Origin of the sequence: Halarcobacter bivalviorum, assembly GCF_003346815.1 — a bacterium.
GTDB classification, from domain to species: Bacteria; Campylobacterota; Campylobacteria; order Campylobacterales; family Arcobacteraceae; genus Halarcobacter; species Halarcobacter bivalviorum.
Window position 1 is genome coordinate 1,727,048 of the sequence record NZ_CP031217.1, and the last position, 25,117, is coordinate 1,752,164.

The following is a 25,117-nucleotide window of genomic DNA, read 5'->3' on the forward strand; positions in this document are numbered from 1 at the left end:
TTTTTTGAAGTAAAAATAAATTATGGATTTACAGTTGCTTTAAAACCTGCTTGTCCATTTTTAATCTCTTTGATAACTGCTGATCTTGTTGCATTACCTTCATTATTAATAGTGATTTTCCCTGAAACACCATCAAAATTTGTAGTCTTTTTAATTTCATTATTAACACAAATTGAATCAGTTGGATCTTCACATCTGTTCATTGCATCAATTAAGATATTATAAGTATCTGCTCCAAGTGCTGTAAATGAGTTAACCTCTTTTTTACCAGTCTCTTTTTCATGGAATTTAATAAATTCTGCTGAAGTTTGTGATGGAGGATTTGTATAATCAAAGAAGTCTGTAAACATATAACCTTCTACTGACTCTCCACCTAAATCAATAAATGTTTGATTTGCAACACCATCTCCACTAAACATTGGTTTTTCTAAACCTAACTGTTTAGATTGTCTAGCAATCATAGAAGCTTCTGGATGATATAAAGGTAAAAATAAGAAGTCTGGATTTAATGTTTTAATTTGAGAAACAACTGCTTTAAAATCTTTGTCCCCAGATGTAACTTTAATTTTCTTTAATAGTTTTCCACCATTATCTTTAAATGCTTTTTCAAAAGCTTTAGATAAACCTAAAGAGTAAACTTGTGCTTGGTCAACTACAACAACTGCTGTCTTATAACCTTGCTCTTTTGCATAATTTGCAACTACTTCCCCTTGGAATGAATCAGTAAAACAAACTCTATTTGCAAATGTTCTTCTTGCTGTTAATTTATCATTTGTAGCAACAGAAGCAATTACTGGAACTTTTTTCTTGTCTGCAATTGCAATTGTTTGTGCTGTATTTGTAGATGTTAATGCACCTAAAATAGCTACTACATTATCAGATGAAATAAGTCTTGTCGTTGCATTTGCAGTTTCAACTTTATCACCTTTATTATCAATAAGTACTATTTTAACTGTATCCCCATTTTTTAACGTAGGCTGTAGTTTGTGTGCTAACTCAACACCTAAGTTTGTTACTTGTCCGTATGCAGCTAAAGGACCTGACATAGGCATAACTGCACCAACTTTAATCTCCTTTGCCATTGCTACACCAGCAGTTAATGCTGAAGCAAGAGCTAAACTAATTACTTTTTTCATACACTCTCCTTAAAAAAAATACTTAATACATTAGCATAAAAAAGCAAAAAGTTTTTATAAATTGTGTATAAATTATAGAAAAATAGTATAAAAAATTAGTTCATTTCCAAACTCATTAAATACATATCCTCTCCATCTATAACTTTTACTTGTGTTGAGTTACATTTGGGACAAGCAAACTCATTTTTTTCAAGAGTTGATTCTTCATCACAGGATAAACAAGTAATTACAACTTTTTGTCTATTTATTATAAAGTCGGCATTTTCACATACTGTTTTCTCTTTAAATGTATCAAATGCAGTTTGTAATAAGTCTGGTTCTACTCCTGATAATACTCCTATTTTAACAATAACTTTTGTTACATTTGTTGATTCATTTTGTCTTGCATGCTCTTCACAAGACTCTAAAAGTGATTGAACAATTGAATATTCATGCATTTGATAACTCCTTTAATCTTTCTAAACTCTCTTTATGCTCTTTTTTATAAATGAACTCATTTCTTAATTTATGAAAGGTACTACTCTTATCCCAAAATTCTGGATACATTATTTTTAGTTCTTTCTCTTTACATAATTCTATCTTAGACTCATTTTCAAAAAGAAAATCACTCTTTTTTTCTATAAAAATTTCAAAACTCTCTTCATCTTCGATTAGGCTTTGACAAAACTTTTCTAAGTTTTGTTCATAGTCCTCTTCTTTATATACCTCATCAAGCATTCCTATCTCTTTTGCTCTTTTACTTCCTATAGGAATAGTTTTTGTAAGAATCTCATCAGCTACACTTTTTTCTACTCTTTTATAAAAAGTATATGTATGATATTCACTGCCAGTTAATCCCATAGTTTTATAATGAGGATTAAAAACTACGCCCTCTTTTGCAATAGTATAATCACAGCTAAGTCCTAAAAAAACTCCCCCTGCTCCAGAGTTCTTTGAAAAAGAGGCAACTGTTATAATATCTTCTGCAAAAAGAATTGATTTAACTACATCATTCATTGCATTTATATTACTCCAGCCATCTTCTCCTTGTTTTTTACTATCTTCAAGAATATTAAGATGTATTCCATTTGAAAAGAACTCTTCTCCTCCACAAAGAACTAGAACTTTACAATTCTCTTTTAAAAAATCAATTGCATATTTTAGTCTTATTGCTTGTTCTGAATTCATAGCTCCATTATGAAAATTAAAATATAAGTAAGCAATCTCAGCTTCTCTTTTTACATATATCTCATAAAAGGTTTCTTCTTTATTTTCTAGGATTAAAGGTATTCTTTGTTCTTTTACACCTTTTAACTTCTCTTTTAAAACATAAGTAGCAGGTAATTTAAACCTATTCTCTTCTTTTAAATGACTTATCCAAACAGCTCCATCAATTGTTCCAACACAAATAGCTCCATCTCTTTTAGCTATTATCTCTTTGGGTTTGCCTCTAAAATTACTCTCTTTGTGTACTCCATAAAGAAAACAAGTGATTCCAAAAAACTCCTCTTTTACGCCAGGATAAGAGTCGCTCATATTTATTTTTTTGATAATATCTTGAGTTGTATCTTTTTCCCAAACTATTTTTCTATTCTCTTGTGTTAATCTTGGATGTATCTCATTTTTTATTTGTGGTATGGGTTTAAACTCTGTGTTTTTTAGATTAATAAGTAACTCTTTTAAAGCTTTTGAAGTAGCATCACAAACTTCATTTCTATAGATTGAAGCTTTACTTGTATCTCTCATAAAAAAGTTAGAACTTGCATAAATATCTCCTGCATCTAACTCTTCATTTGCTTTTAATATTACCACACCCCATTGTTTTTTTTCATCATTAATAGCATGGTCTAAAGATTGATGACCTCTATCTCCAATAATTCCAGGGTGTAAAATAAAAGTAGAATAGTTTGAAGTTATATCTTCTTTTAAATACTCTTTTAAAAAGGGACAAAAAATAAGTGAAGGGTTAAACTCTTTTATCTCTTCTATTAAGTTTTCTTGTGAAGATAAACATATACGAACTTCATAGTTTAACTCTTTTAATTCACAAAATACTCTTTGAGATAAGGAATTAAAAGAGCTAATAAGAAGTAGGATTTTCATCTAAACTCTTAACAAATTCTTGGTAGTAATTCACCAGTTGGTAACTCTAAAAATCTTTTTGTTCCCCAAGCAGAGTTTAATACAACTTTTCCAAGATGTTCAGCAGATACAGAACCTATAATTGAAGCTGTTTCATTTGTCTGTTTTAAAATCTCTAAAGCTTTTTGTGCATCTTCATTTTTAATAGCAAGTACAAATGTTCCTTCATTTGCTAAAGCCATTGCTTCAAAACCAAGTAATTCACAAATACCAGTTACCTCATCAGATATTGGAATAGAAGCCTCTTCTACTTCGATACAGATATTAGATTGTTTTGCCCACTCATTTAAAACGGCACTAACTCCACCTCTTGTAGCATCTCTTAAAGCAGTTATTTTAAGGTCTGCATCAATTAAAGCTTTTACTTGTGGATAAAGTGAAGCACAATCAGATTTTAGGTTTGTATTCATATCAATACCTTCTCTGCTTGCAAAAATAGTTGCTCCATGTGCTCCTATATCTCTGCTTACTAAGATAGTATCTTCACTTGTAATATTGTTTGAACTAATACCTTTATATTGTATTTCTCCAATACCAGTTGTATTTATAAAGATTTTATCTACACTACCTCTTGGTACTACCTTTGTATCACCACTTACAATAATTGCACCATTTACTTCAAGCTCCTCTTTCATACTCTTTACAATCTTGTCTAAAGTTCTTTTATCAAAACCCTCTTCAATAATAACAGAGCAAGTTAAATATTTAGGTTTTGCACCCATCATAGCTAAGTCATTACAAGTTCCACAAATGGCTAATTTTCCTATATCTGCTCCATTGAAAAATAGAGGGCTTACAGTAAAAGAGTCAGTTGAAAAAGCTAAATTACCATCTTCAATAACTGCTGCATCTTCACTTTTGTCTAAAATATCATTTTTAAAGGCTTTATAAAAAACCTTTGAAATAAGTTCATTGTTCTCTTGTCCACCGTTTCCATGGGCTAAAGTTATTGTTTTCATTTCTTTTCTCTTTAACTATTTATTCTTAATTATTCTTCTTATATAAAAGGATAGTAGATTTTATATTTTATTTCTAGTTCAAGACAGAGCTAAAAATTTAAGTAGAAGTTTACTTCTAGTAAATGACTATTTAAATTTTTAGATTCAACGATGAAATAATATATAAAGATGAAGTCTAATATCCTTTTATAAGAGATTACCATATTTATAGTATGCCGCACAAGCACCTTCACTGCTCACCATACAAGAACCAATAGGAGTACTTGGTTTACATGCTGTTCCAAAAATAGTACACTCAGGAGGAGTTGCCATTCCCCTTAAAATATCTCCACAAATACAAAGTTTATGGTCTTCTATTTCCCCTATAGGTAAAATATCTTTATAAATATGTTCTGCATCATATGTTAAATATTCATCTCTAAGTTTAAGTCCAGAATCTTTGATATTTCCTAAACCTCTCCATTTAAATAAAGAGCTTTTTTTAAAATATTTATTGATTAATTCTTGTGCTTTTATATTTCCCTCATAAGAGACTAATCTTTTATACTCTATTTCAAGTTCACATCTATTTTCAATAAATTGTTTAATTATCATTAAGATTGATTGCATTACATCTACTGGCTCAAAACCTGCAACTACTACTGGTTTATTATAATCTCTTGGAAACTCTTCATATATTTTACTTCCACTAATAACAGAAACATGAGAAGGTCCTAAAAAAGCATCTATTTGATGGTTATATGAATCAACATGTTCATCTCTACTATCTATCAACTCTTTCATTACCTCAGGAACTGTCACATGATTTATATGAAAGTATATATTTTTTATATCTTGTTTTATTACAACATCTAATAAAGCAGCAGTCATAGGTGTAGTTGTCTCAAAACCAATAGCAAAGAAGATAACTTTTTTATTTGGATTTTCATTTGCAATTTTTATGCAATCCATAGGAGAGTATACAAATCTTACATCAGCACCTTTACTTCTTGCATCTTGCAGACTTCCATTACTTCCAGGTACTTTTATCATATCCCCTAAAGTTACTAAGATTACATCCTCTTGCATACTTAAAATATATGCATGGTCTATTCTCTCTTTTGGCATAATACAAACAGGACATCCAGGACCATGTATAAAGTTTATGTTTGAAGGTAATAATTGAGGTATTCCATACTTCATAATAGTATGAGTATGTCCACCACAAACCTCCATAATATTTATTGGTTTTTCAAGTTTTTTAGCATCTTCTTCAATGATTTTTTTAAAAGCTTTTATTGTCTCAGGGTCTCTAAACCCATCATATAAATCCTTTAGCTTTAATTGACTCATTTTAGCCTCTATTTGCGCAAGCATCATCTTCTAGTATAGCTTGCCTACGCTCCTCTTCTTCCATTTTTTCTATTATTTCTTTATAAACTTCCAAAGAGGCTAAAGCATCCTCTTCATCTATTTTATTCATTGCAAAACCAATATGGATTAATACATAATCTCCAACAACAACTGGTTGATCTATTAAGTCTAAAGAAGCTTTTCTTTCAACTCCCATAGTATCTACAGTTGCAATATTATTCTCCTCATCTATATGAGTTACTTTTGAAGGGATTGATAAACACACCTTTTAATTCTCCTTAAAAAATGTCCCATTATCGGTGCCTAAAAAAATCATCAGATTTTTTTAGGGTACCTTGCAAGGGACCTATATATTTAATAACTTCTTTTACCAATGGAAATAAATTCCATTTAAAGAAGCAAACTCTAAAGGGCGTAATGAATTACGCTTATCTCATCTTTCTTTTAAAATTAATCCACTCAACAACAGCTTTTAAACTATCTTCATCTTTTGTAGAAACTTCTAAAATATCAACGCTTGGTTTTAATTTTCTTGCACACTCTTTCTCTTTTTCTAAATCATATTCAAAATATGGAAGTAAGTCTACTTTTGTAAACAGAATTAAATCAGCAGTTCTAAACATTACTGGATACTTAGCAATTTTATCTTCCCCTTCTGGTACAGATACTAAAACTATATTTAAATGAGTTCCCACATCATAAGAAGCTGGACAAACTAAGTTACCAACATTTTCTACAAAACATACATCTAAGTCCTCTAAAGGCATATCATGTAAACCTTTATGAACCATAAAGGCATCTAAGTGACAAGCACTTCCTGTTTGAATTTGAACAGCTTTAATTCCCTTTGCTTTTAATCTATCAGCATCTTTATTTGTCTCTAAATCCCCTTCAACTACACCAAATTTAAAATCAACTAAAGGTGCTAAATGCTCTAGTAGAGTTGTTTTTCCACTTCCTGGGCTTGACATAAGATTGATACCTAAAACATTTTGTTTATCAAAATGTGCTCTATTATGAGCAGCTTCATGGTCATTTTTATCTAAAATCTTTTTTATAACTGCAACTGTTTTACTATCATTTAATTGTGGGTTATGATGAAGTGTTTCATGAGCAGCTTGATGAGAAGCTGAATCAGAATGACTATGGTCATGAGAGTGTTCATGACTATGATGATGGTGATGGTCTGTGATGCTACAACCGCAATCTTTACACATATTTTTTCCTTTTAATGAATATTCATTTATATATAGCAGTTTATTTACAGAAAACTGAAATTTAGCTAATATCATCCTAGACTTATGTACTTTTAGGACAAAAATAGTAGAATTGTTACCATGATAAAAAGATGTCCCTTTTGCAACAACAAACATTTATATGACTTACAAGACAATTACAAAAAATGCTCCTTTTGTAAAAGAAAGTTTTCTGTAAAAAAATTCGAAACAGATATTAATGTAATAGAGTTTTTTTGTAATCAAGTTAGTGCAAACAAATGTGCAAAACTTTTAAATGTAAATTACCGTACAATCAAAAATAGATATGACCTTTTTAGAAAACTTATTGCAAACTATCTAGAAGATGCTTATCATTCTTCAATCAAAGATAATAGTTCATATGAAGAGTTTTATTATTTTACAGATAAACAGAAAAAAATCAAAAAAAAGTCTTTATACAATGCAATAAATATTATAGGTTTTTATTCAAATGAAAAAATCTATACTCTACTTATGCCAAAACTTCCAGTTTATAACAATGAAGAAGACAACAAAACTTTTGAAAACTTTTTAAGATGGCATAAAGTTTTTTCAAAAGATTCATACTCTACTCCTTTAAATATTTTTTGGAAATATTTAGAAAAGAATCTTCGTAAGTATAAAGGAATAGATGAAGAAAACTTCTTCTTCTATTTAAAAGAGTGTGAATTCAAATTTAATTATCTACAAAATGAGCAAATAAAAATCCTAAAAAATCTATACTTTAATTAGTACACTTAATTTCCACTCTAAACAAAGTATAATCCTTTTACAATATAATTTCATAAAAAGTTGAGGAAAAATTAGATGCTTAGTAATGCTTTAGGACGATTTAGAGTAATTTCTGCTATTGAAGGTTTATCATTTTTAATTTTAGTATTTATAGCTATGCCAATAAAATATATTGGTGGAGAACCATCATTAGTTAAAATTGTAGGAATGGCTCACGGAGTTTTATTTATTATTTTTATGATTTCTCTTTTAGAAGCAAAAATTAAAGAAGAGTGGGAAAATGGATTTATTTTACAACTATTTGTTTTATCTTTAATTCCTTTTGGAGCTTTTATTATTGAAAGAAGAGTAAAGCCTCTTAAAATCAATAGTTAAGCTACATAATTCCTACATAATAAAACCACTAAAAAAGTGGTTTTATTATTAATTTGTTATCTTTATAATATATTCTAATATTTATAATCAAAATACCTTATTTTTAAGCTAGTTTTTTTATTTTTTAATTATTATTTTACTTTTTATTAATTCTTTTTGATATTCATTATCAATTTTAATCGGAGTAAAAATGAATAATTTTTCTATTAAAAGAAAACTAACTATCGCTTTTTCGATAATCTCTATTTTACTTATACTTGTAAGTGCATATAGTATTTTTGGAATTGACAAATCTATAACTGGGTTTAAAACCTATAGAACTATGTCAAATGAAACCCACTTAATAAATCAAATTCAAGCTAATATGCTTATTTTAAAAATGAATGTAAAAGATTTTATAAGTACAGGCTCACAAAAAAACATTGATGAATTTATGACTTATTTTAATATAAATGAAAAATATATAAAAGAAGTAAAAAGTAGCGTAGAAGATAAGAGAAGAGCTACTTTAATCAAAGAGATGGAAACTGATTTGAATGAGTACAAAAAACAGTTTGCAGATGTAATTATTTATATGAGTCTAAGAGATGAACTCTTTACAAACCTAAGTGTATATGGAAAAAATATTGAATCACTTTTAACTTCAATTATGAAAGAAGTTGAAAAAAGCAATAACTCAAATACTGCATTAGAAGTAGCACAAAGTATTAGAACTTTGCTTCTAGCAAGATTACATACAACAAAGTTTCTAATTTCAAGTAAGGAAGTAGATAATCAAGAAGCAAAAAAAGAGTTTACCTTACTTAAAAAAAGAATTGCCATAATAAATGAACAACTTCAAAATAAAAATAATATTGAAAGTTTTGAAGAGGCTACTAAGTTTATAAACTTTTATATTAGTGATTTAAAAGGTATTACAGAAGCAATTAATATAACAAATAGTTTTATTGATAAGATGAATATTTTAGAACCAAAAATAGCTCAAACAGCAGAAACAATAAAAGAGTCTGTTAAAAAAGAACAAACTTTTATAGGAAATGATGTTTCAAGTACTAATAGTGCTATTCAAATTATTTTAACTCTTGTTTCTATTATTGTTCTTACTTTTATTGCATTAATAGCAATTTTTATTCCTAGAAATATTAGTAGTGAATTAAAAGAGTTCCAAGAAGGTTTATTAAACTTTTTTAAATATGTTAATAGAGAAATATCTGATATTGAATTATTTAAAAGTAATTCAAAAACAGAGATTGGAATTATGGCAGAAATAGTAAATAAAAATATTTTAAAAACTAAAAAGAGTATTGAAGAAGATAAAAAGATAATAGAAGAGACTGTTTTAGTTCTAAGTGAGTTTGAACAAGGAGACTTATGTCAAAGAATCACTACTGAAGTATCTAATCCCTCTTTAAATAAATTAAAAGATGTATTAAATAATATGGGAAATACTTTAGAAAATAATATTGAGAATATTTTAGATGTTTTAGAAGAATTCTCAAACTACAACTATCTTAAAAAAGTCGATACAAAAGGGATAAAAGAGCATTTAGAAAAACTTGCTACAGGAGTAAATAGTTTGGGTATCTCTATTACAAAAATGTTAATTGAAAACAAAAAAAATGGTTTAGTTTTAAATGATAGTGCAAAAACTCTTTTAGGAAATGTTGATATTTTAAATAGAAGTTCAAATGAAGCAGCAACATCATTAGAAGAGACAGCTTCTGCTTTAGAAGAGATTACAAGTAATATTGCTCTTACAACAAATAAAATCTCTCAAATGAATAACTTAACAAAAAATGTAACAAACTCTGCAAATAAAGGAGAAAGCTTAGCCCTTAAAACAAATGAAGCTATGAATGAAATAGATAAACAAGTTAGTTCCATAAATGAAGCTATTTCTGTAATAGACCAAATTGCTTTTCAAACAAATATTCTTTCTCTTAATGCAGCAGTTGAAGCTGCAACAGCTGGAGAAGCAGGTAAAGGTTTTGCTGTGGTATCAGCAGAAGTAAGAAATCTTGCAAATAGATCAGCAGAAGCTGCAAAACAGATAAAAACCTTAGTAGAAACTGCAACAATAAAAGCAAATGAAGGTAAAGAAATAGCAAATGAGATGAAAGAAGGATATTCAAATTTAAAAGAGAATATCAATGAAACTGTAGAACTTATTTCTGATATTTCAAATGCATCAAGAGAACAGCAAATAGGTATTTTACAAATAAATAGTGCTATTAACTCTTTAGATACACAAACACAAAACAATGTACAAATTGCTAGCAAGACACAAAATATTGCAATCAATACCTCAGAAATTGCCAATACTATTGTAAAAAATGCTGATGAAAAAGAGTTTGAAGGGAAAAATACAATTAAGATAAATAGTTAGAAAATTCTAACTATTTATTTAAAATACAAAAGCAATATCACTTATTGAGATATTATAAATATTTACTTTTACTCCAGAATTATCTAAAATACTATATGAAATAATTAACTCAGCTGGATTTTCAATTGTCTCATTTAAAGCTACAAACTCTTTATACTTATCAAAATCAATAATGCTATAAATAAATTTTGCTTTATCTTTGAAATTTTGATTATTGATATATCTTTCATAAACTTCTTTATATGCTACTTCATCATATTTATCATAAAAGTTTTGTTTATACATCTCTTCACAATACTCATCTCTATCAAAATCTTTAGTTCCATATTTTTGATAATCTTTATGAATTATAGCTTCTAAATCTGGATGTATTTCAAAAAAATTATATCTTGAATATCCATCTTCAGTTGAGATTTCATTAGTTGTTTTAATCATCTGTTTCCTTTTTAAAGTTTATAAAAAAAGCAGAGACCTAAGCCTCTGCTTTTTATTTTTTCTAATTGTACATTTTTTTAGATTAGAATTTAAAAATTCCTGTCTCATTTAAAATTACAATGATTAGTGCAAATGGAATTACAAATCTAACCATAAAGAACCAGAATTTTGTTAAAGCAGTACCCATTAATGGAATAAGCTCATTTTCAACTGCTTCTTTATCCATATAATGTCCAATAAATACAACAACTAAGATTCCACCTATTGGTACTAAAATTGTAGAACAAACAAAATCTAACCAATCAAATAAACCCTTTTCTCCTATCATAAGAACAGAAGAGTAAGATTCAATATTAGATAATAGTGCAGCAATACCTAATACATAAAAGAAAATACTACAAATCATTGCAGCTTTAATTCTTGAGAAGTTAAATCTATTTTCAAAATACTCTACTGTTGGCTCTAACATAGAGATTGCAGAAGTAATACCAGCAAAAGCAATAGCAATAAAAAATAATAATGCTAAAAAAGAACCAATTGAACCAAACTCATAAAATACTGATGGTAAAGAGATAAATACTAATCCAGCCCCTTTTGTTGATTCAGCTCCTTTATCAAATAAAAGAGTAAAGATGATAAGACCAGCAACAATTGCAACCATTGTATCAATAATTGAGATTAAAATAGATGATTTAACAACATTACTATCTTTTGGTAATGAAGCTGCATATGTAATAATAATACCCATACCTAAAGATAGTGTATAAAATGCTTGTCCAATTGCAACAACTACTGCTTCAGAAGATAGTTTTGTAAAATCAGGGTTAAACATAAATTGGAAAGCTTTAGAGAAACTATCCACATTAATTGAATAAACAAGTAAAATTGCTAAGATAATACCTAATAATGGCATTAAAATTTTATTTATTTTTTCAATTCCGTCTTTAATACCTTGTAAAATAATTGCAGTAACTAATACAAAAACAACAGTATGATAAAGTAATTGAGTCTGAATATCAGTAGTTAAAAGACCTATAAAAATATCTTTTGACTGCTCTACTGTTTGAGGTAAACCTTGAATAGAGATTGCAATATAATGGAAAATCCAACCAATAACAACAGAATAATAAGCAAGAATAATTAATGGAACAATTATAATAAAACCTGCATATTTCCATAACTTTTTATGTTTTGTTGCTAAAGTTTCAAACATAGTTACAGCATCACTTCTTCCTAATTTACCAATAACTAATTCAGAAATAAGAACAAAAACACCAATAAAAAGTGCAGTAATTAAATAAACAAGTACAAATGCACCACCACCATACTCTCCAGTAACATATGGAAATTTCCAGATATTACCTAAACCAACTGCCGATCCTACAGCAGCTAAAATGAATCCTAGTTTACTAAATCTTGAAGTAATCAATGCTTCTCCTTAATACAAAGCAACGATTCTAGCAAAATTTAAGTTAAATAAAGTTGTGACTTTTATGTAATTTTTTGAAATTTTGAAAAAACTTTATATTTATGATAAATGATATTATTTAGTTATAAACCTAGGATAATAGTAGCTCCTAGGTTTAATTTTTATTAATTAACTTTTTCTTCTATTATTTTTTCAAATTCTATTGCTTCAAAAGCAGGAGCACTAGGATCTTTTAAATTAAAAATAGGTTTATTTCTACCTTTAAAAAAGTATTTTTTTATCATTACTACTTTATCATTATTTTTAATTTTTTGTTCAGCTACTAACTTCATACCATCATTTTCTTTTAATAAGTAAACTTTATCATAGTTAGACCTATTATATAAATCATTTGTAGAAAATGATTTGAAATCTCTTACTTTAAAAGTAGAGATTTTATCTTTTTCTGACTTTGTTTTTACAAATTTTTTAAGTACTGGGCTCCATCCATCTTTATCAATTCCATACTTATTTTCACCATTTTTTGTAAAACCATTTTTGTCATATTTTGTTTGAGTATCTTTATTAATTCCTTCTTTATTCCAACCATTTATATCATATCCATTTATATCATACTTTGTTTTTGTTAAACTATTATCTCCAAAAGTATTCCACCCTAAATTATTTGAACCATAAATAGTTTGCCATAATTGAGTATTTTTATTTAAAGTAAAAGCTTTTTTAAATTTATTAAAACACATTTCATCCATTTGAACTAGGTTTTTATCATAAATTCTATTTTCAAAAGTTTTACTGTTTTCCAAATAATATTCTTTTATTTTATCTTTTTTACAAGAAATAAAATTAACTTCATTTATATTATCTATTTCACATTTATTATCATAATATTTTAATAATTGATTTTTATATGTATCTCTTAAACTAACAGTATCATCTTCTTTTTTTCCGCTTGCATAAGTTAAAACTAAATCTTTGCATGTAGTATTATCTATTTTATAATGCTTTTGTCCTGTAGCCATATTAAATATATCATTACTTGATTGTGAAAATTTTTGCTTAGCTTTTTGCAGTCCAATCTTTCCAATACATAAAGTCCCATTGTTTTTTTGCCATAAACCAAACTCTGTAGGGGCATTATCACAACTTATATATTTAAGTGCTTGCTCTTTTTTTACAGTTTCAAGATCTTTTGTTACTTTAGGAAGGTCAATTACCTTTGATAAAGCTTTTATTATAGTTTCTGCAAGAATATCACTATCTTTTTTCATAATATCAGCTTGGTTAAGAGTAAGAACTTTTCTATAAATAATATTACTATCTTTTAATTCTGTTAAATCTTTTATACTATTTTTCTTTTCTTGACTTTTCCATTTTTGAGTAACTTCTTCTATATCATAAAGAGAAACTTCAACATCAACTAATTTATATGCACAATTATACAAAGCAGGTCTTACTATTAAAACTCTTGATATTGGCTCACTATTATCTGTTATAAATTTAATATCAATATCTCTCATAATAAACTTTTCTTCTAAAAAAGCAAGCTTCATTACTTTATTACTAATTAACTCATAATCAGCTTTACATTTATTAAGTGTCCTTTTACGATACTTAATTTCAGTTCCTTTTTTATAACCAATCATTGTTATCTCATTTAATTTAGAATAATCTTCTTTTTTAGAAACATTATTTATATTCTGAACATTTACAGAACATCCGGTAAATATAAAAACTGAAGTAATTGCACCAAATATAATTGACAAACTTTTCATTCTTCTTCCTTATAGTTTTTTATATTTTAAAATAATATTTCTTTATATATTATTATAATATTATATATTATAAAGAATGGTAGATTTGCCCAACTGAAATTCCCCCATCATTTAAAGGAATTTCTTTTGAATAGTAATATTTTATTTGCTTATGATTTAAAGCCTTTGATAGTTGTTCTAATAAGCTTTTATTTTGGAAGACTCCACCACTAAACAGCAGTGGTAAATTTTCATGATTTTTTGAGATAGTTAAAATTATTTTAACTAAAGTATTTAAAAATTTAGAACAAATAACTTTTATATCATTTTCTTGTACTATTTGTTTAATCATCAGGGATAAGTCAATTTGCTTTTCAATAATTTCAAAATCAAAACTCTCAACAATAGTTTCATCATAATTTTGTTCAATTGCAAGTCCAGTTTCCCCTTCAAAACTCTGAAAATGTACAAGATTAGCCAAAGATGCTATTGCATCAAATAGTCTTCCCATAGAACTAGTAAGAGGAGTATTTAAACCTTTTAACCAAACCATATGAAACATTTTAATTTCTTGCTCACTAAACTGCTTTACAATACTATTATCTAAAGATAAAACCTCTTCTAAAGTAAAAGTATCAAAAAGTAAGGATAATGCAACTCTTCTAGGTTCTTTTACTGCCTTTTCCCCACCTAAAAGTTTAAAATATTTTAGATGATAGGCTCTTTCATAGGTTTTATTATTACAAATAAAAACCTCTCCACCCCAAATATTTCCATCATCTCCATATCCTGTTCCATCAAAAGCAAAACCAAGAACTTTTTCTTTTAACTTATACTCTGCCATTGTTGACAAGATATGAGCATAATGATGTTGTATAAAAATAAGCTCTTTATTTAAACTCTTTGCCCATTTTGTACTCTCATAATTTGGATGTTTATCACAAACTATTAAATCAGGCTCAAAATCATAAAAGTTTTTAAAAGTCTCAATAGTCCTTGTAAAATACTCCATTGACTCAATTGAGTTTAAATCCCCAATATGAGGTGATAAAATAAGATTATCTTCAAAGGCTAAAGCTATGGTTGATTTTTGATTTGCACCAAGGGCTAATATTTTTTTAGAAACTTTTTTCTCTAATTTCAAAGAAGTAGGAGCATAACCTCTTGCATTTCTTAATTTAGAAATCTCATCATTTACAACTTGAACAACAGAGTCATCACAAGCATTTACAATATCTCTATTAAAATCCAGTACAAAATCTATAACATTTCCAAGTTTTTCTAAGACTTCATCTTTAAATCTTATGATTGGTTCATCTTTTAAGTTTGCACTTGTTGCAACTATTGGATTATCTAAAAACCTAAAAAGCAGATGATGTAAAGGTGTGTATGGAAGAAAACACCCTAACCTATTTATATTTGGGGCAACACTATTTGATAAACTACTCTTATCTTTTTTTCTAACTAAAACTATGGGTTTCTCTTTTGAAGTTAAAAGCTCTTCCTCTTTTTTTGTTAAAGAGGTATTCTCTTTTATTTGCACTATACTTTTAAACATCACTGCAAAGGGTTTAGTAGGTCTATTTTTCCTTTGCCGTAAAATATTTACAACTTCCTCATTTGTTGCATCACAAACTAAATGAAAGCCACCTAAGCCTTTTATGGCTACTATTTTTCCACTATTTATTAAAGTTGCTACTTCTTTTATAGCTTTAAAAGATGAAAGGATTTTCTCATTATTTTTATCATAAAGTTTAACTTGTGGTCCACATTTTTCACAAGCAACTGGTTGAGCATGATATCTTCTATTTGTTGGGTCTTCATACTCTTTTTTACAAGTTTCACAAAGTATAAACTCTGCCATTGAAGTATTACATCTATCATAGGGAACTGTTTTAATTATAGAGTATCTTGGTCCACAGTTGGTGCAATTTGTTAAAGCATAGTTTGCTCTAAAGTTTGATTCATCATTTATATCATCAATACAATCTTGGCAAATAGCCATATCAGGACTTATAATTGTTGATTTGTTATTATTTGTTTCACTTTTTTTTATTTCAAATTTCGTATATATCTTTGTTGAGTTTAATTCTTCTATATCTATAGAATCAATTTTTGAAAGAGGTGGTGGGTTTTCTTTTAACTCTTTTATAAAGTTTTCAATATTTTCTTTTGATGAAAAAGCAAGTATATTTACTCCTTTTTCATCATTATTTACCCAACCATTTATAGAATATTTTGAGGCTAAATTAAAAACAAAAGGTCTAAATCCAACTCCTTGAACAATACCTTTTACTCTAATTTTATATGTAAGCATTTAACCTCTTTATTTATCTATTACAAACTCCCTATTGAAATGGATTCTATAGTTCTTTGTAATATTTTTTAAAACTAATTTAGTAAATATATCATATGTAAACATATCACCACATAAACTTACACCTTCAACTTCATAAAAGTCATTTATATTATCAACTTCACTTGCAATAAAACTAGCTAAACTATCAATAAAACCTAAAGACAGAGTAACTTCATCTACTCCTGCTAGTTTAAAACTCATTGCTGATTTAAACATAGAAACATAATCAAACTCTCTTAATGAGAGTTTTTCATTCTCTATCATTTTAAAATCAACTCTAGGTCCTTTTTCTAAATGACAATTTTGTGCATTTATCAAAATCTCATTTTCAAAACCTAAAATCTCTTTTGCTACTTTAAAATATGATAAAAATGATTTTATTCCTAAAGCTTTAAAATCAAAAGATAAAGAGTTTTCATACTCAAGCGAAAACTTCTTTTTATAGTTTTCTAAAAGTCTATCTCCACTTTTTGATTCACTTATTTGTTTATAAAGTTCACTCATATCTTTAGGTAAAGAAAAGCTTTTTGAAATATCAACAAAACCATTTAACTCTTCAGAATAAAAAGTAAATCTATCATCATTTTTTCTTGAAAGATAGAAGTTTAAAATTGCTTTATCAAAAAGCATATTTTCTGATAAAACAGTCATAAATTGAGCTTTATTTTTTTCTTCAAATCTTTCATAAATCACATCAAGATTCTTAGGATAAGAGTTTGAAGCAAGTATAAGCTTCTTATTCTCACAATAGATAATTTTTGGAATATCAATATTTACTTCAACATCAGCTTTTACATCTAAAAAACTATTATAAGAAGAATTTTCATCTTCTATTTGTAAAAAATCTATTTCATATTTTTCAAGCTCTTTAGAGAGTAAATAAAGAGTTAAATCATTTGCAACTCTTATTTCTATACTCTCTTTTATAGCTTGATTTTTCATCTTATAAATTTCATTTATTCTAAATTTAATTTGAGGTTTTTCAATACTTGCAAGAGCTACAATTGCTTGTTTATCTTCTACTACTAATTTTGAAATATTTTTTAAATTAGTACATAAAAGAACATCTACATCTTCAAGAGATTCAAGTTTTTTGAAAACAAATATCCCACTAACACTTTTTATTTTTATTCGTTTGTTTTCATTTATTAAAAAAGCTAATCTTTCAAATAACTCTTTTGATGATTTCTCTTCTTTATTATCTAAAATAAATGTAGCATTCTCAAATGTACTACAGGTCTTGCAGAAATTGAAAGCATTATAAAAGTTCGCACTTGATTCTTTTTCTACTTCTTCTAAACAAGAAGGACAAAATGAGTTTAAGGATTTCACTTCTGCTTTTATTGACTCAATTTGTGGCATTTTTTTTACAACATCAACTTCAAGTCCTTCATAGTAAATTGACATTGGTAAATATTTAGAAAGGTCATTTGATAACTCTTCTATAATTTTTTCATCTTGTGCTTCAACTAATAAATAAACATGCTCTAAATCCTGCAAGATTTTATACTCACACTCATACTTTTCTACAATAGAGTATAAAATATTTACATAAGTTTTATTTGTAGCTTTATATTTAAATTTATATTTTAGGACCATTTATAATATCTCTTTTAAAAGAGATTTGAGCAATCTCTTCAATTGTCACTTCTCTTTTAATCTTCATTTCAATATCTAATTTTTGAAGATGTTTAATTATTACTTCTTCCATTAATTTAACGGCATCAATAATCTCTTTACTTAACTCAAAAGTAGTATCATCAGCTACTCTTTTTGGAATAACTCCTAATACATTTGTTTGAGGTAAATCTTTATTCATATCAATCATATTAAGTGTTTGAAGCATCTCTACTTCATGGGCACTTCCTTGCCAATTGATAAAAGAAGGAGCTTTATGATAATCAAAGAAATAAACATCTCCAGGTTTTGAGTTATCTGCATCAATACAATCAATTACAATAACCTCATCATATTTTACAATTTCAGGAATAAGTCTTTGTGCTAAAGTACCACCATCAACAATACTAACAGTAGATTCTTTAGCTTCAAACTCATATTTTTCATCTAAATAATGAATAAAGTGAGCCCCTATTCCTTCGTCTTGGAATAGGATATTTCCTATTCCTAATATTAAAATATTCATTTATGTTCATCTTCCCATTTATAACCAGAAATAATAGAATCCATTGCTCCACTTTTTCCATAAACAGAATTAAAAATTGCAAGATAAATATGTACTGGTAAAAAGATTATAAAAAACCACATAGCTATATGATGAAGTTGTCTAACCCAAGCTAGTCCACCTAACATAACTTCTAATGGTCTTAAATAATCATATAAAAATCCACCAAGACCTCCATGATAAACATGAATATGTAAAATTAAACCTGTAATACAAATTATTACTAAAGTAATATATACACCTAAATAAGCAACAAATTGTAAAGGATTATATACACCTTTTAATCTTGCATGTTTTCCTATTAATAAATAGTATTTAATCTGTTTAACCCAAACTTTTGGATTAATAAAATCCCAAAAAGAAACTCTTTCTATCTTACTTTGTTTATCAAATAAAAATAGATAAAATTTTCCTATTGTAACTGCAATTAAAAGGAAACCAAAAATAATATGCCATGATCTCATTAAAGCATATAGATAGTTATTTGGCTCTCCTTGATTAAGTGCTGGTGCAATAAAAGGAATTGCAAGATAAAACCCAGTAAAAGTAAGAACTACAATTGCTATAGCTCTTACCCAGTGAGTAACTCTAACCCAAAACGAGAACTCATAATGTTTTTTTATCATGACTACTCCCTTAACAAGATAGTCCGTAAATTGGATCTACTTTATATGTTCCTAAATCATTACCTTTTTTGTCCATTACGTGAACAGCACAAGCAATACAAGGGTCAAAAGAGTGGATAACTCTAATAATCTCTAAAGGTTGAGATAAATCTTGAACCTTTAATCCTACTAAGTTTGCTTCATAAGGTCCCATTTGTCCTAATGAATCAATTGGTCCAGCATTCCATGTTGAAGGAACAACTGCTTGGTAATTTTCTACAACACCATTTTTAATTCTAATCCAGTGAGAAAGCATACCTCTTGGAACATCACCAATAAATCTTCCTCTATACTCTTTATCTTTATCAATTTTATATGAAGTATATGTATCTTGGTCTACTTTTAAATTCTCAATTAAAGTATTAAATGCTTCTAATCCATGTTTTGCAATTGCACGTGACTGAATCATTCTAGCTGCTGTTCTTCCTAAAGTTGTAAATAGTGCTGCTTTTGGAAGACCTGTTTTAGCTAAGAAATCATTTACAAGTGGAACAATTTTTTCATTTCCTTTTGCATAAGAGATTAAAATAGCTGCTAATGGTCCAACTTCCATTGGTTTTCCATCATATCTAGGAGATTTAATCCAAGAGTATTTTCCTTTTTCATCAACTACTTTAGAGTGAATCATTTTACCATCAGGTCCAACTGTATCCATATCTCTAAAGCCAGTATAGTTAGGATTTGTTTTCCCTTCATATGGATGTAAAGCTTCATTATCAGAGTACCAAGAGTGAGTTGCCTCTTCAGTAATTAAATCCTCATTGATTTCAAATACTTTTGCTAAATCCCCATTTTCAATAATTCCAGAATCAAATAAAAACTCTGTTCTATTTAATTGCATCTCTTTATGAGACATGAAATTCATAACACCAGCTGGTGCAGTAACAGATGGCTCATCTTTAAACATCTTTGCAGCCATTACAACATCTGCTTGATATGCATTTTCAATAAAGTCTGCTCCAACTTTAAATAGAGTTAAATACTCACCCATTCTACTTGGGTCTAATAAATCCATCACACATGTTACACCACCAACAGTTAAACTTTGTGGGTGTGGTTGTTTACCACCAAACATAGCCATAAGTTTTGCTAACTCTCTTTGAACTTCTAAAGCTTTTAAATAGTGTGATAAAAGAATTAAGTTTTGTTCAGGAGTTAATCTATAAGTTTTATGTCCCCAATAAGCATTTGCGAAAGGTCCTAATTGTCCTTTAGCAACAAACTCTTTTACTCTTGTTTTAACTTTTTTAAGGTCATTTTCTCCAGTTGCAATTGGAAACTCTGCATAATCAAATGCCTCTTTAGAAGCTTTTGCAGGGTCTGCATCAAGTGCAGAAACAACATCAACCCAATCAAGTCCATGTAAATGATAAAAGTGAACCACATGGTCATGCATAAATAAAGCCATGTTCATTAAAGACCTAGTAAGTTTTGCATTTAATGGAGGAACAATACCTAGTGCATCTTCAACTGCTTCAATTCCTGCTCGATAGTGAGAGAAAGTACAAACACCACAAATTCTTTGCATTAAAAAACCTGCATCTCTTGGGTCTCTATTTTTAACAATTGTCTCTAAACCTCTCCACAAAGTAGAAGTAGAATAAGCATTTTGAATTACATTGTTTTCATCAACTTCAACCTCAATTCTTAAGTGTCCTTCAATCCTTGTAATTGGGTCTACGATAACTCTTTTATTTGCCATATTTTACTCCTCTCCATCTTTCGGGTTTTTAAATTTTGAAATAGCTGCGTGTGCTGCAATACCGATACCTGTAACAGTTAATAATCCTACACCGATTTTATCTGCTGTTGCATCTGCACCAAGCCCTTTAAATACTGTGTTATATAATCTATTTGCAACTGGTTCTTCAAATGGTCCCATAGTATCCCAAAAATCAGGTTCACTACATCCAATACATCCATGTCCTGCTTGAATAGGCCAAGACATATGCGAGTTAAATTTATTTTTTGAACAGTTATTAAAAGTATATGGTCCTTTACAACCTACTTTATATAAACAATAACCTTTTTTAGCACCTTCATCACCAAATTCTTCAACAAATTCACCTGCATCAAAGTGCCCTCTTCTTTCACATAAGTCGTGTACTCTTTTTGCATAAGCCCATTTTGGTCTATTATATGCATCAAGTGCAGGAAGTGTTCCATAAAGAATATAGTGTAATAAAGTTCCAACAATATTTTTCTCACTTGGAGGACAACCTGGAACATTAATAACTGGTTTATCAGTGATTTTCGAAAGAGCAACGGCTCCTGTAGGATTTGGAATTGCTGCTTGAACTCCACCATAAGAAGAACATGTACCAATAGCAAATATTGCTGCAGCATTTTTAGATGCTTTTTTAGCAGAATACTCACCCGTATGTCCATGTCCACCAATAGTTAAATAGTGAGCACTATTTCCAGAAGGAATTCCACCTTCTACCATTAAAATATATTGCCCTTTATAAGCCTCAATTGCATGTTCTAAATTATGTTCAGCTTGCCAACCTGCTGCTGCCATTAATGTTTCATGGTATTCTAATGAAATATAATCAAAAATCAATGAATCAATAGTTGGGGCATCTGTTCTAAGAAGTGATTCACTACATCCTGTACACTCAGCCATATGTAACCAGATAATTGGAAGTCTATCACTTAATTTAGCAGCTTTTGCAACAAGTGGTGTAAAAGAACCAGGAAGAGCAAGCATTGCAGTAATAGCAGTAGCCCACTTCATAAAATCTCTTCTTGAAACACCATTTTCTTCTAAATGACTCTCTATAGATTTATTCTCTTTTAGTCTAGGAAGTCTCTCTAAGTCATTTAACCTTTTAGTCAGTTTTTCATATAGTCTTTGCTCTTGCAAAATCCATCCTTCGCCTAATGAATGAATATTCATTTTATTAATTTAATAAAATTCTATACTATAAAAGGTTAAAGTTTCTTGACCGAAATCAAAAAACATGAATGATTGTTCATTTTTTTAAATAAATTGACTCATTTTGTAACTTTGAGCCAATTTATTGTAAATTATTTAGTAATCTAAAGGATATTCTTTTGGAATTAAAATATTGATAGAGTTAAGTTTTTTCTTTACTTTTGAAAGTAAAATAGAGTTTGCAAACATATCACCACAAAGAATAATATCTTTTGCATTTATTTCATTTTGTATTTCACTTATATTATCTGAAATAAAATCACATAAAGACTCATAAAAAGAGTATGCAAGTAGACTATTTTCTACTCCTGCCATTTTATAACTCATTGTACTTTGAATTATTCTTCTATAGTCTAAATAGTTTTTATCATCTATTTTTACAACTTTCATATCTATTTGAAGTCCACTTTTTCCAGTAAACATTAAAGCAGTATCTTCAAACTGTTTATAATCTTTCATTCCTAAAACATAAGCTAACATATTTAAAATAGCTTCAAAACCATCTAAATCTTTGTCTTTAAATTCTTTTTCAAAATAGTTTGAAAATTTATTTTTATAATTATCAATTAATCTATTTGTATTCTCATCAATACTTTTTATATCTTCAAAACATTTTTCAATATTATTTACTACATTTGGAACTAAAATTATATCTTTTTCACCATGTTCAACACTATTAATTTTTATTGCTGATTCATCACTTTTATATGAGAAATAAACTCCAATTGTAGATACTAATCTTTTATTAAATTGTGCAATACATGCTTTATAAACAGAGCCATACTCTTCAAAATAATCTAAACTAGAATTTACTCTTCTTTTTAAATCAAAATCATATTTAGGGAAAAGGCCCTTTTCTCCATGAATTATAATATTTTGTTCTTCATTATATGTAACTTTTAAGCCATCTTGATAAACCTCATCATTAATATAAAGTAAATAATCAATTCCTGCTTCTTTTAAAGCTTGCGCAAAAAGTAGAGTCTCTTTATCATCTGGTATTTTTGCATAAATAAATCTTGTACTTGAAAATTCTGATTTAGCATTTTTTAAAAGTTTAAATTTAAGTTTAATAAGTGGTCTCTCTATTGAACATAATAGTTGTAAATCTTTTTGTGAAATATCAACTAGATTTGAGATTTTATTTATATTTGTTATTAAAAGTTTTACTTCATAACCTAGTTTTTCAAACTTTTCCCTTTGTTCAACTGAAGGTAAAAATAAATCTTTTAAGCCATTATGAGTCTCAAATCTAGATACTCCACCTCCTTTTATTTTTTCAATATCATTAGAAAAATCTATATTGTTTTCATTTATAGTTTTTGTAATTTCATCATTTGTAAGTAATGAAAGATTTAACTTTACATCTTGTTCTTCTAACTCTTCAAATGCTTCAAAATCAAACTTTTCAAGAACTTGTGCTTTTGAAATGAAGATTGATAAAGGTAATTTCTCTTCAAGTATTTTAAAAAAATTCTCAATTTTTTCAGCTTCATCTTCACAAACTAAAAGAATAAATCCTCTATACATTTTAGAATATGCATTTATAGTAGATTCTTGAATTAAATCATCTATAATATGTTTAAAATAGAAATTTGTACTATTAAAATCAATTTTATAAATTAGTTCCATGTTGTATCTTCCTCATTTGGAATTCTTGTTAAATGTTCACCATTATAACTTCCAATTAATCCTTGTGCAACTGTTTTTAAATCTTTATTATCAACTTTTTTAATAGTTACACCAATATTCTCAATCTCTTGCAAAGCTTGTGAAATAAAAGCCTCAAACTTCTCTTCTAGTTTTGGAGTTAATCCTATCTCTACTGATTCAATATCTTCTGGAATAATTCCAAGAATTGTAACTGTTGCATGTTTATCTAAAACTGAACAAATCTCAAGCATCTCTACAATCTCAACTTCATGTGCAGTTTTTCTATATTGCCCCATTCCAAGAAGAACCTCAGAAGGCAATCTATAAATTGAACCTGCTTCATCTTCCACAGAAACTGTATCTAAAATAATAACATTATCATACTCTTGAAAATATGTCATTAGTTTAAAACCTAAAGTACCACCATCAATTATCTCTAAACTATCATCAAACTCATAATTTTCCTGTAAAAATTTAGAAGCATAAATTCCTACACCCTCATCTTTAAACAATACATTTCCAACCCCAACTACAATATTTTTCATAAAAAATCCTATTAAATTAAAAAACTCACTAAAATCAAAATTATTGATTTTAATGAATCTTCATAAAAAAAGGCTATAGCATTGTAGCCATAGCCTCTTGAAGTAAAAATAAAACTATCTTAATCGTTTTTTTCTACTTCACCTTTTGAATTAACAATATTTTTGTTAACAAATTTTGTTCCACCAAATACAATATTGATGTCACCTTCTCTCCAGAAAATTGTTCTCCATATTTGGTAATAAATATGACACATAACCCACATAAGAATTAAATACATAGCTGTATGATGAGCAATTCTAACTCCCATATTTCCACCAAATACATCTAAAGTCCAATCAGTTGCAAAGTGTAACATCCAAGGCCACCAAGCTCCAATAGAACTAGTACCAGATGCTAAACCATGAACATAAAGTTGAAGTCCTGTTAATAACATAAATACTAATAGAATATGAAAAAGTGTAAAAAACATAATGTTATAAGAATCACTATGTGTTGAATCAAATTTCTTTCTTCTATTAAATGTCATTAAGTTAAAGAATACTTCACAAAACTCTATAAAGTTTTTCTTTGTTGGTAAAATCTTTTTATATGGCTTTTCAAACCTAGAAAAAAGATATAAATAACCAATTAAGATAGCTGTAACATCAAAGATAATTGCAGCTATGAAGTGTCCCCATCTATTCCATGCCATCACATATTTATCAACTGCAGGGTCTGCAATTAATGTTTGATAGTATGGGTATCCAATATATAGCCCGGTTGCAACCGCTACAATCATACAAATAGCATTCATCCAGTGAATGATTCGCATGATTGGGGTCATTCTTTCAACCCGCTTCAT

22 protein-coding genes are annotated in these 25,117 nt (G+C 28.1%); 3 read left to right on the forward strand and 19 right to left on the reverse strand.

What is annotated here, in order from left to right:
• Positions 1–20: 20 nt before the first annotated feature.
• The 7 genes from ABIV_RS08825 to hypB form a co-directional block, all read right to left on the reverse strand.
• Positions 21–1,136, reverse strand: coding sequence for an ABC transporter substrate-binding protein (locus ABIV_RS08825; RefSeq protein WP_114839533.1), 1,116 nt, complete (start codon positions 1,134–1,136; stop codon positions 21–23).
• A 95-nt stretch (positions 1,137–1,231) separates the two neighbouring features.
• Entirely contained in the window at positions 1,232–1,573 is a 342-nt protein-coding gene (gene hypA, locus ABIV_RS08830) for a hydrogenase maturation nickel metallochaperone HypA (RefSeq protein ID WP_114839534.1), read from the reverse strand.
• On the reverse strand, positions 1,566–3,218 hold the full coding sequence (locus tag ABIV_RS08835; RefSeq protein WP_114839535.1) for an enoyl-CoA hydratase-related protein: 1,653 nt from the start codon (positions 3,216–3,218) through the stop codon (positions 1,566–1,568). Before ABIV_RS08835 ends, hypA begins: the two co-directional genes overlap by 8 nt.
• A gap of 8 nt (positions 3,219–3,226) precedes the next feature.
• The gene (hypE, locus tag ABIV_RS08840) at positions 3,227–4,216 is read right to left on the reverse strand and encodes a hydrogenase expression/formation protein HypE (RefSeq protein ID WP_114839536.1); all 990 of its coding nucleotides are present in this window, start codon (positions 4,214–4,216) and stop codon (positions 3,227–3,229) included.
• Between the two features lie 186 nt (positions 4,217–4,402).
• Positions 4,403–5,548 carry a hydrogenase formation protein HypD gene (gene hypD / locus ABIV_RS08845; RefSeq protein ID WP_114839537.1) on the reverse strand — a complete coding sequence of 382 codons (1,146 nt, stop codon included), beginning with the start codon at positions 5,546–5,548 and terminating at the stop codon, positions 4,403–4,405.
• Between the two features lies 1 nt (position 5,549).
• Entirely contained in the window at positions 5,550–5,834 is a 285-nt protein-coding gene (locus ABIV_RS08850; protein WP_114839538.1) for a HypC/HybG/HupF family hydrogenase formation chaperone, read from the reverse strand.
• 163 nt (positions 5,835–5,997) lie between these two features.
• A complete protein-coding gene (gene hypB / locus ABIV_RS08855) occupies positions 5,998–6,786 on the reverse strand; it encodes a hydrogenase nickel incorporation protein HypB (RefSeq protein ID WP_114840487.1) in 789 nt (262 codons plus the stop codon).
• Between the two features lie 120 nt (positions 6,787–6,906).
• On the opposite strand from hypB, the gene ABIV_RS08860 reads away from it, so the two are divergent.
• From ABIV_RS08860 to ABIV_RS08870, 3 genes are all read left to right on the forward strand, one after another.
• Positions 6,907–7,557 (forward strand): hypothetical protein, encoded by a 651-nt coding sequence (locus ABIV_RS08860; RefSeq protein WP_114839539.1) that lies wholly within the window; start codon positions 6,907–6,909, stop codon positions 7,555–7,557.
• A gap of 75 nt (positions 7,558–7,632) precedes the next feature.
• Positions 7,633–7,932: a DUF3817 domain-containing protein gene (locus tag ABIV_RS08865; protein WP_114839540.1), complete on the forward strand. Its 300-nt coding sequence runs from the start codon at positions 7,633–7,635 to the stop codon at positions 7,930–7,932.
• A 190-nt stretch (positions 7,933–8,122) separates the two neighbouring features.
• Positions 8,123–10,318, forward strand: a complete 2,196-nt coding sequence (locus ABIV_RS08870; RefSeq protein ID WP_228254280.1) for a methyl-accepting chemotaxis protein — start codon at positions 8,123–8,125, stop codon at positions 10,316–10,318.
• Positions 10,319–10,336: 18 nt separating this feature from the next.
• Here the strand turns inward: ABIV_RS08870 and ABIV_RS08875 are convergent, their stop codons facing one another.
• The 12 genes from ABIV_RS08875 to ABIV_RS08930 form a co-directional block, all read right to left on the reverse strand.
• Positions 10,337–10,753, reverse strand: a complete 417-nt coding sequence (locus ABIV_RS08875) for a hypothetical protein (RefSeq protein WP_114839541.1) — start codon at positions 10,751–10,753, stop codon at positions 10,337–10,339.
• An 82-nt stretch (positions 10,754–10,835) separates the two neighbouring features.
• Positions 10,836–12,182 carry a sodium-dependent transporter gene (locus ABIV_RS08880; RefSeq protein WP_114839542.1) on the reverse strand — a complete coding sequence of 449 codons (1,347 nt, stop codon included), beginning with the start codon at positions 12,180–12,182 and terminating at the stop codon, positions 10,836–10,838.
• Positions 12,183–12,346: 164 nt separating this feature from the next.
• Positions 12,347–13,954, reverse strand: coding sequence for a hypothetical protein (locus ABIV_RS08885; protein ID WP_114839543.1), 1,608 nt, complete (start codon positions 13,952–13,954; stop codon positions 12,347–12,349).
• Between the two features lie 67 nt (positions 13,955–14,021).
• Positions 14,022–16,250 carry a carbamoyltransferase HypF gene (gene hypF, locus ABIV_RS08890; RefSeq protein ID WP_114839544.1) on the reverse strand — a complete coding sequence of 743 codons (2,229 nt, stop codon included), beginning with the start codon at positions 16,248–16,250 and terminating at the stop codon, positions 14,022–14,024.
• A gap of 9 nt (positions 16,251–16,259) precedes the next feature.
• The gene (locus ABIV_RS08895) at positions 16,260–17,891 is read right to left on the reverse strand and encodes a hypothetical protein (RefSeq protein ID WP_114839545.1); all 1,632 of its coding nucleotides are present in this window, start codon (positions 17,889–17,891) and stop codon (positions 16,260–16,262) included.
• Positions 17,875–18,435, reverse strand: coding sequence for a HyaD/HybD family hydrogenase maturation endopeptidase (locus tag ABIV_RS08900; protein WP_114839546.1), 561 nt, complete (start codon positions 18,433–18,435; stop codon positions 17,875–17,877). The genes ABIV_RS08895 and ABIV_RS08900 overlap by 17 nt, the downstream gene beginning before the upstream one ends.
• A complete protein-coding gene (gene cybH / locus ABIV_RS08905; protein ID WP_114839547.1) occupies positions 18,432–19,100 on the reverse strand; it encodes a Ni/Fe-hydrogenase, b-type cytochrome subunit in 669 nt (222 codons plus the stop codon). Before cybH ends, ABIV_RS08900 begins: the two co-directional genes overlap by 4 nt.
• 10 nt (positions 19,101–19,110) lie before the next feature.
• The gene (locus ABIV_RS08910; protein WP_114839548.1) at positions 19,111–20,841 is read right to left on the reverse strand and encodes a nickel-dependent hydrogenase large subunit; all 1,731 of its coding nucleotides are present in this window, start codon (positions 20,839–20,841) and stop codon (positions 19,111–19,113) included.
• A gap of 3 nt (positions 20,842–20,844) precedes the next feature.
• Positions 20,845–22,038 carry a hydrogenase small subunit gene (locus tag ABIV_RS08915; RefSeq protein WP_228254281.1) on the reverse strand — a complete coding sequence of 398 codons (1,194 nt, stop codon included), beginning with the start codon at positions 22,036–22,038 and terminating at the stop codon, positions 20,845–20,847.
• A gap of 135 nt (positions 22,039–22,173) precedes the next feature.
• Positions 22,174–23,709 carry a Kae1-like domain-containing protein gene (locus ABIV_RS08920; protein ID WP_114839550.1) on the reverse strand — a complete coding sequence of 512 codons (1,536 nt, stop codon included), beginning with the start codon at positions 23,707–23,709 and terminating at the stop codon, positions 22,174–22,176.
• Positions 23,700–24,275 (reverse strand): HyaD/HybD family hydrogenase maturation endopeptidase, encoded by a 576-nt coding sequence (locus ABIV_RS08925; protein ID WP_114839551.1) that lies wholly within the window; start codon positions 24,273–24,275, stop codon positions 23,700–23,702. The genes ABIV_RS08920 and ABIV_RS08925 overlap by 10 nt, the downstream gene beginning before the upstream one ends.
• Positions 24,276–24,394: 119 nt before the next feature.
• Positions 24,395–25,117, reverse strand: coding sequence for a cytochrome b/b6 domain-containing protein (locus ABIV_RS08930; protein WP_114840489.1), 723 nt, complete (start codon positions 25,115–25,117; stop codon positions 24,395–24,397).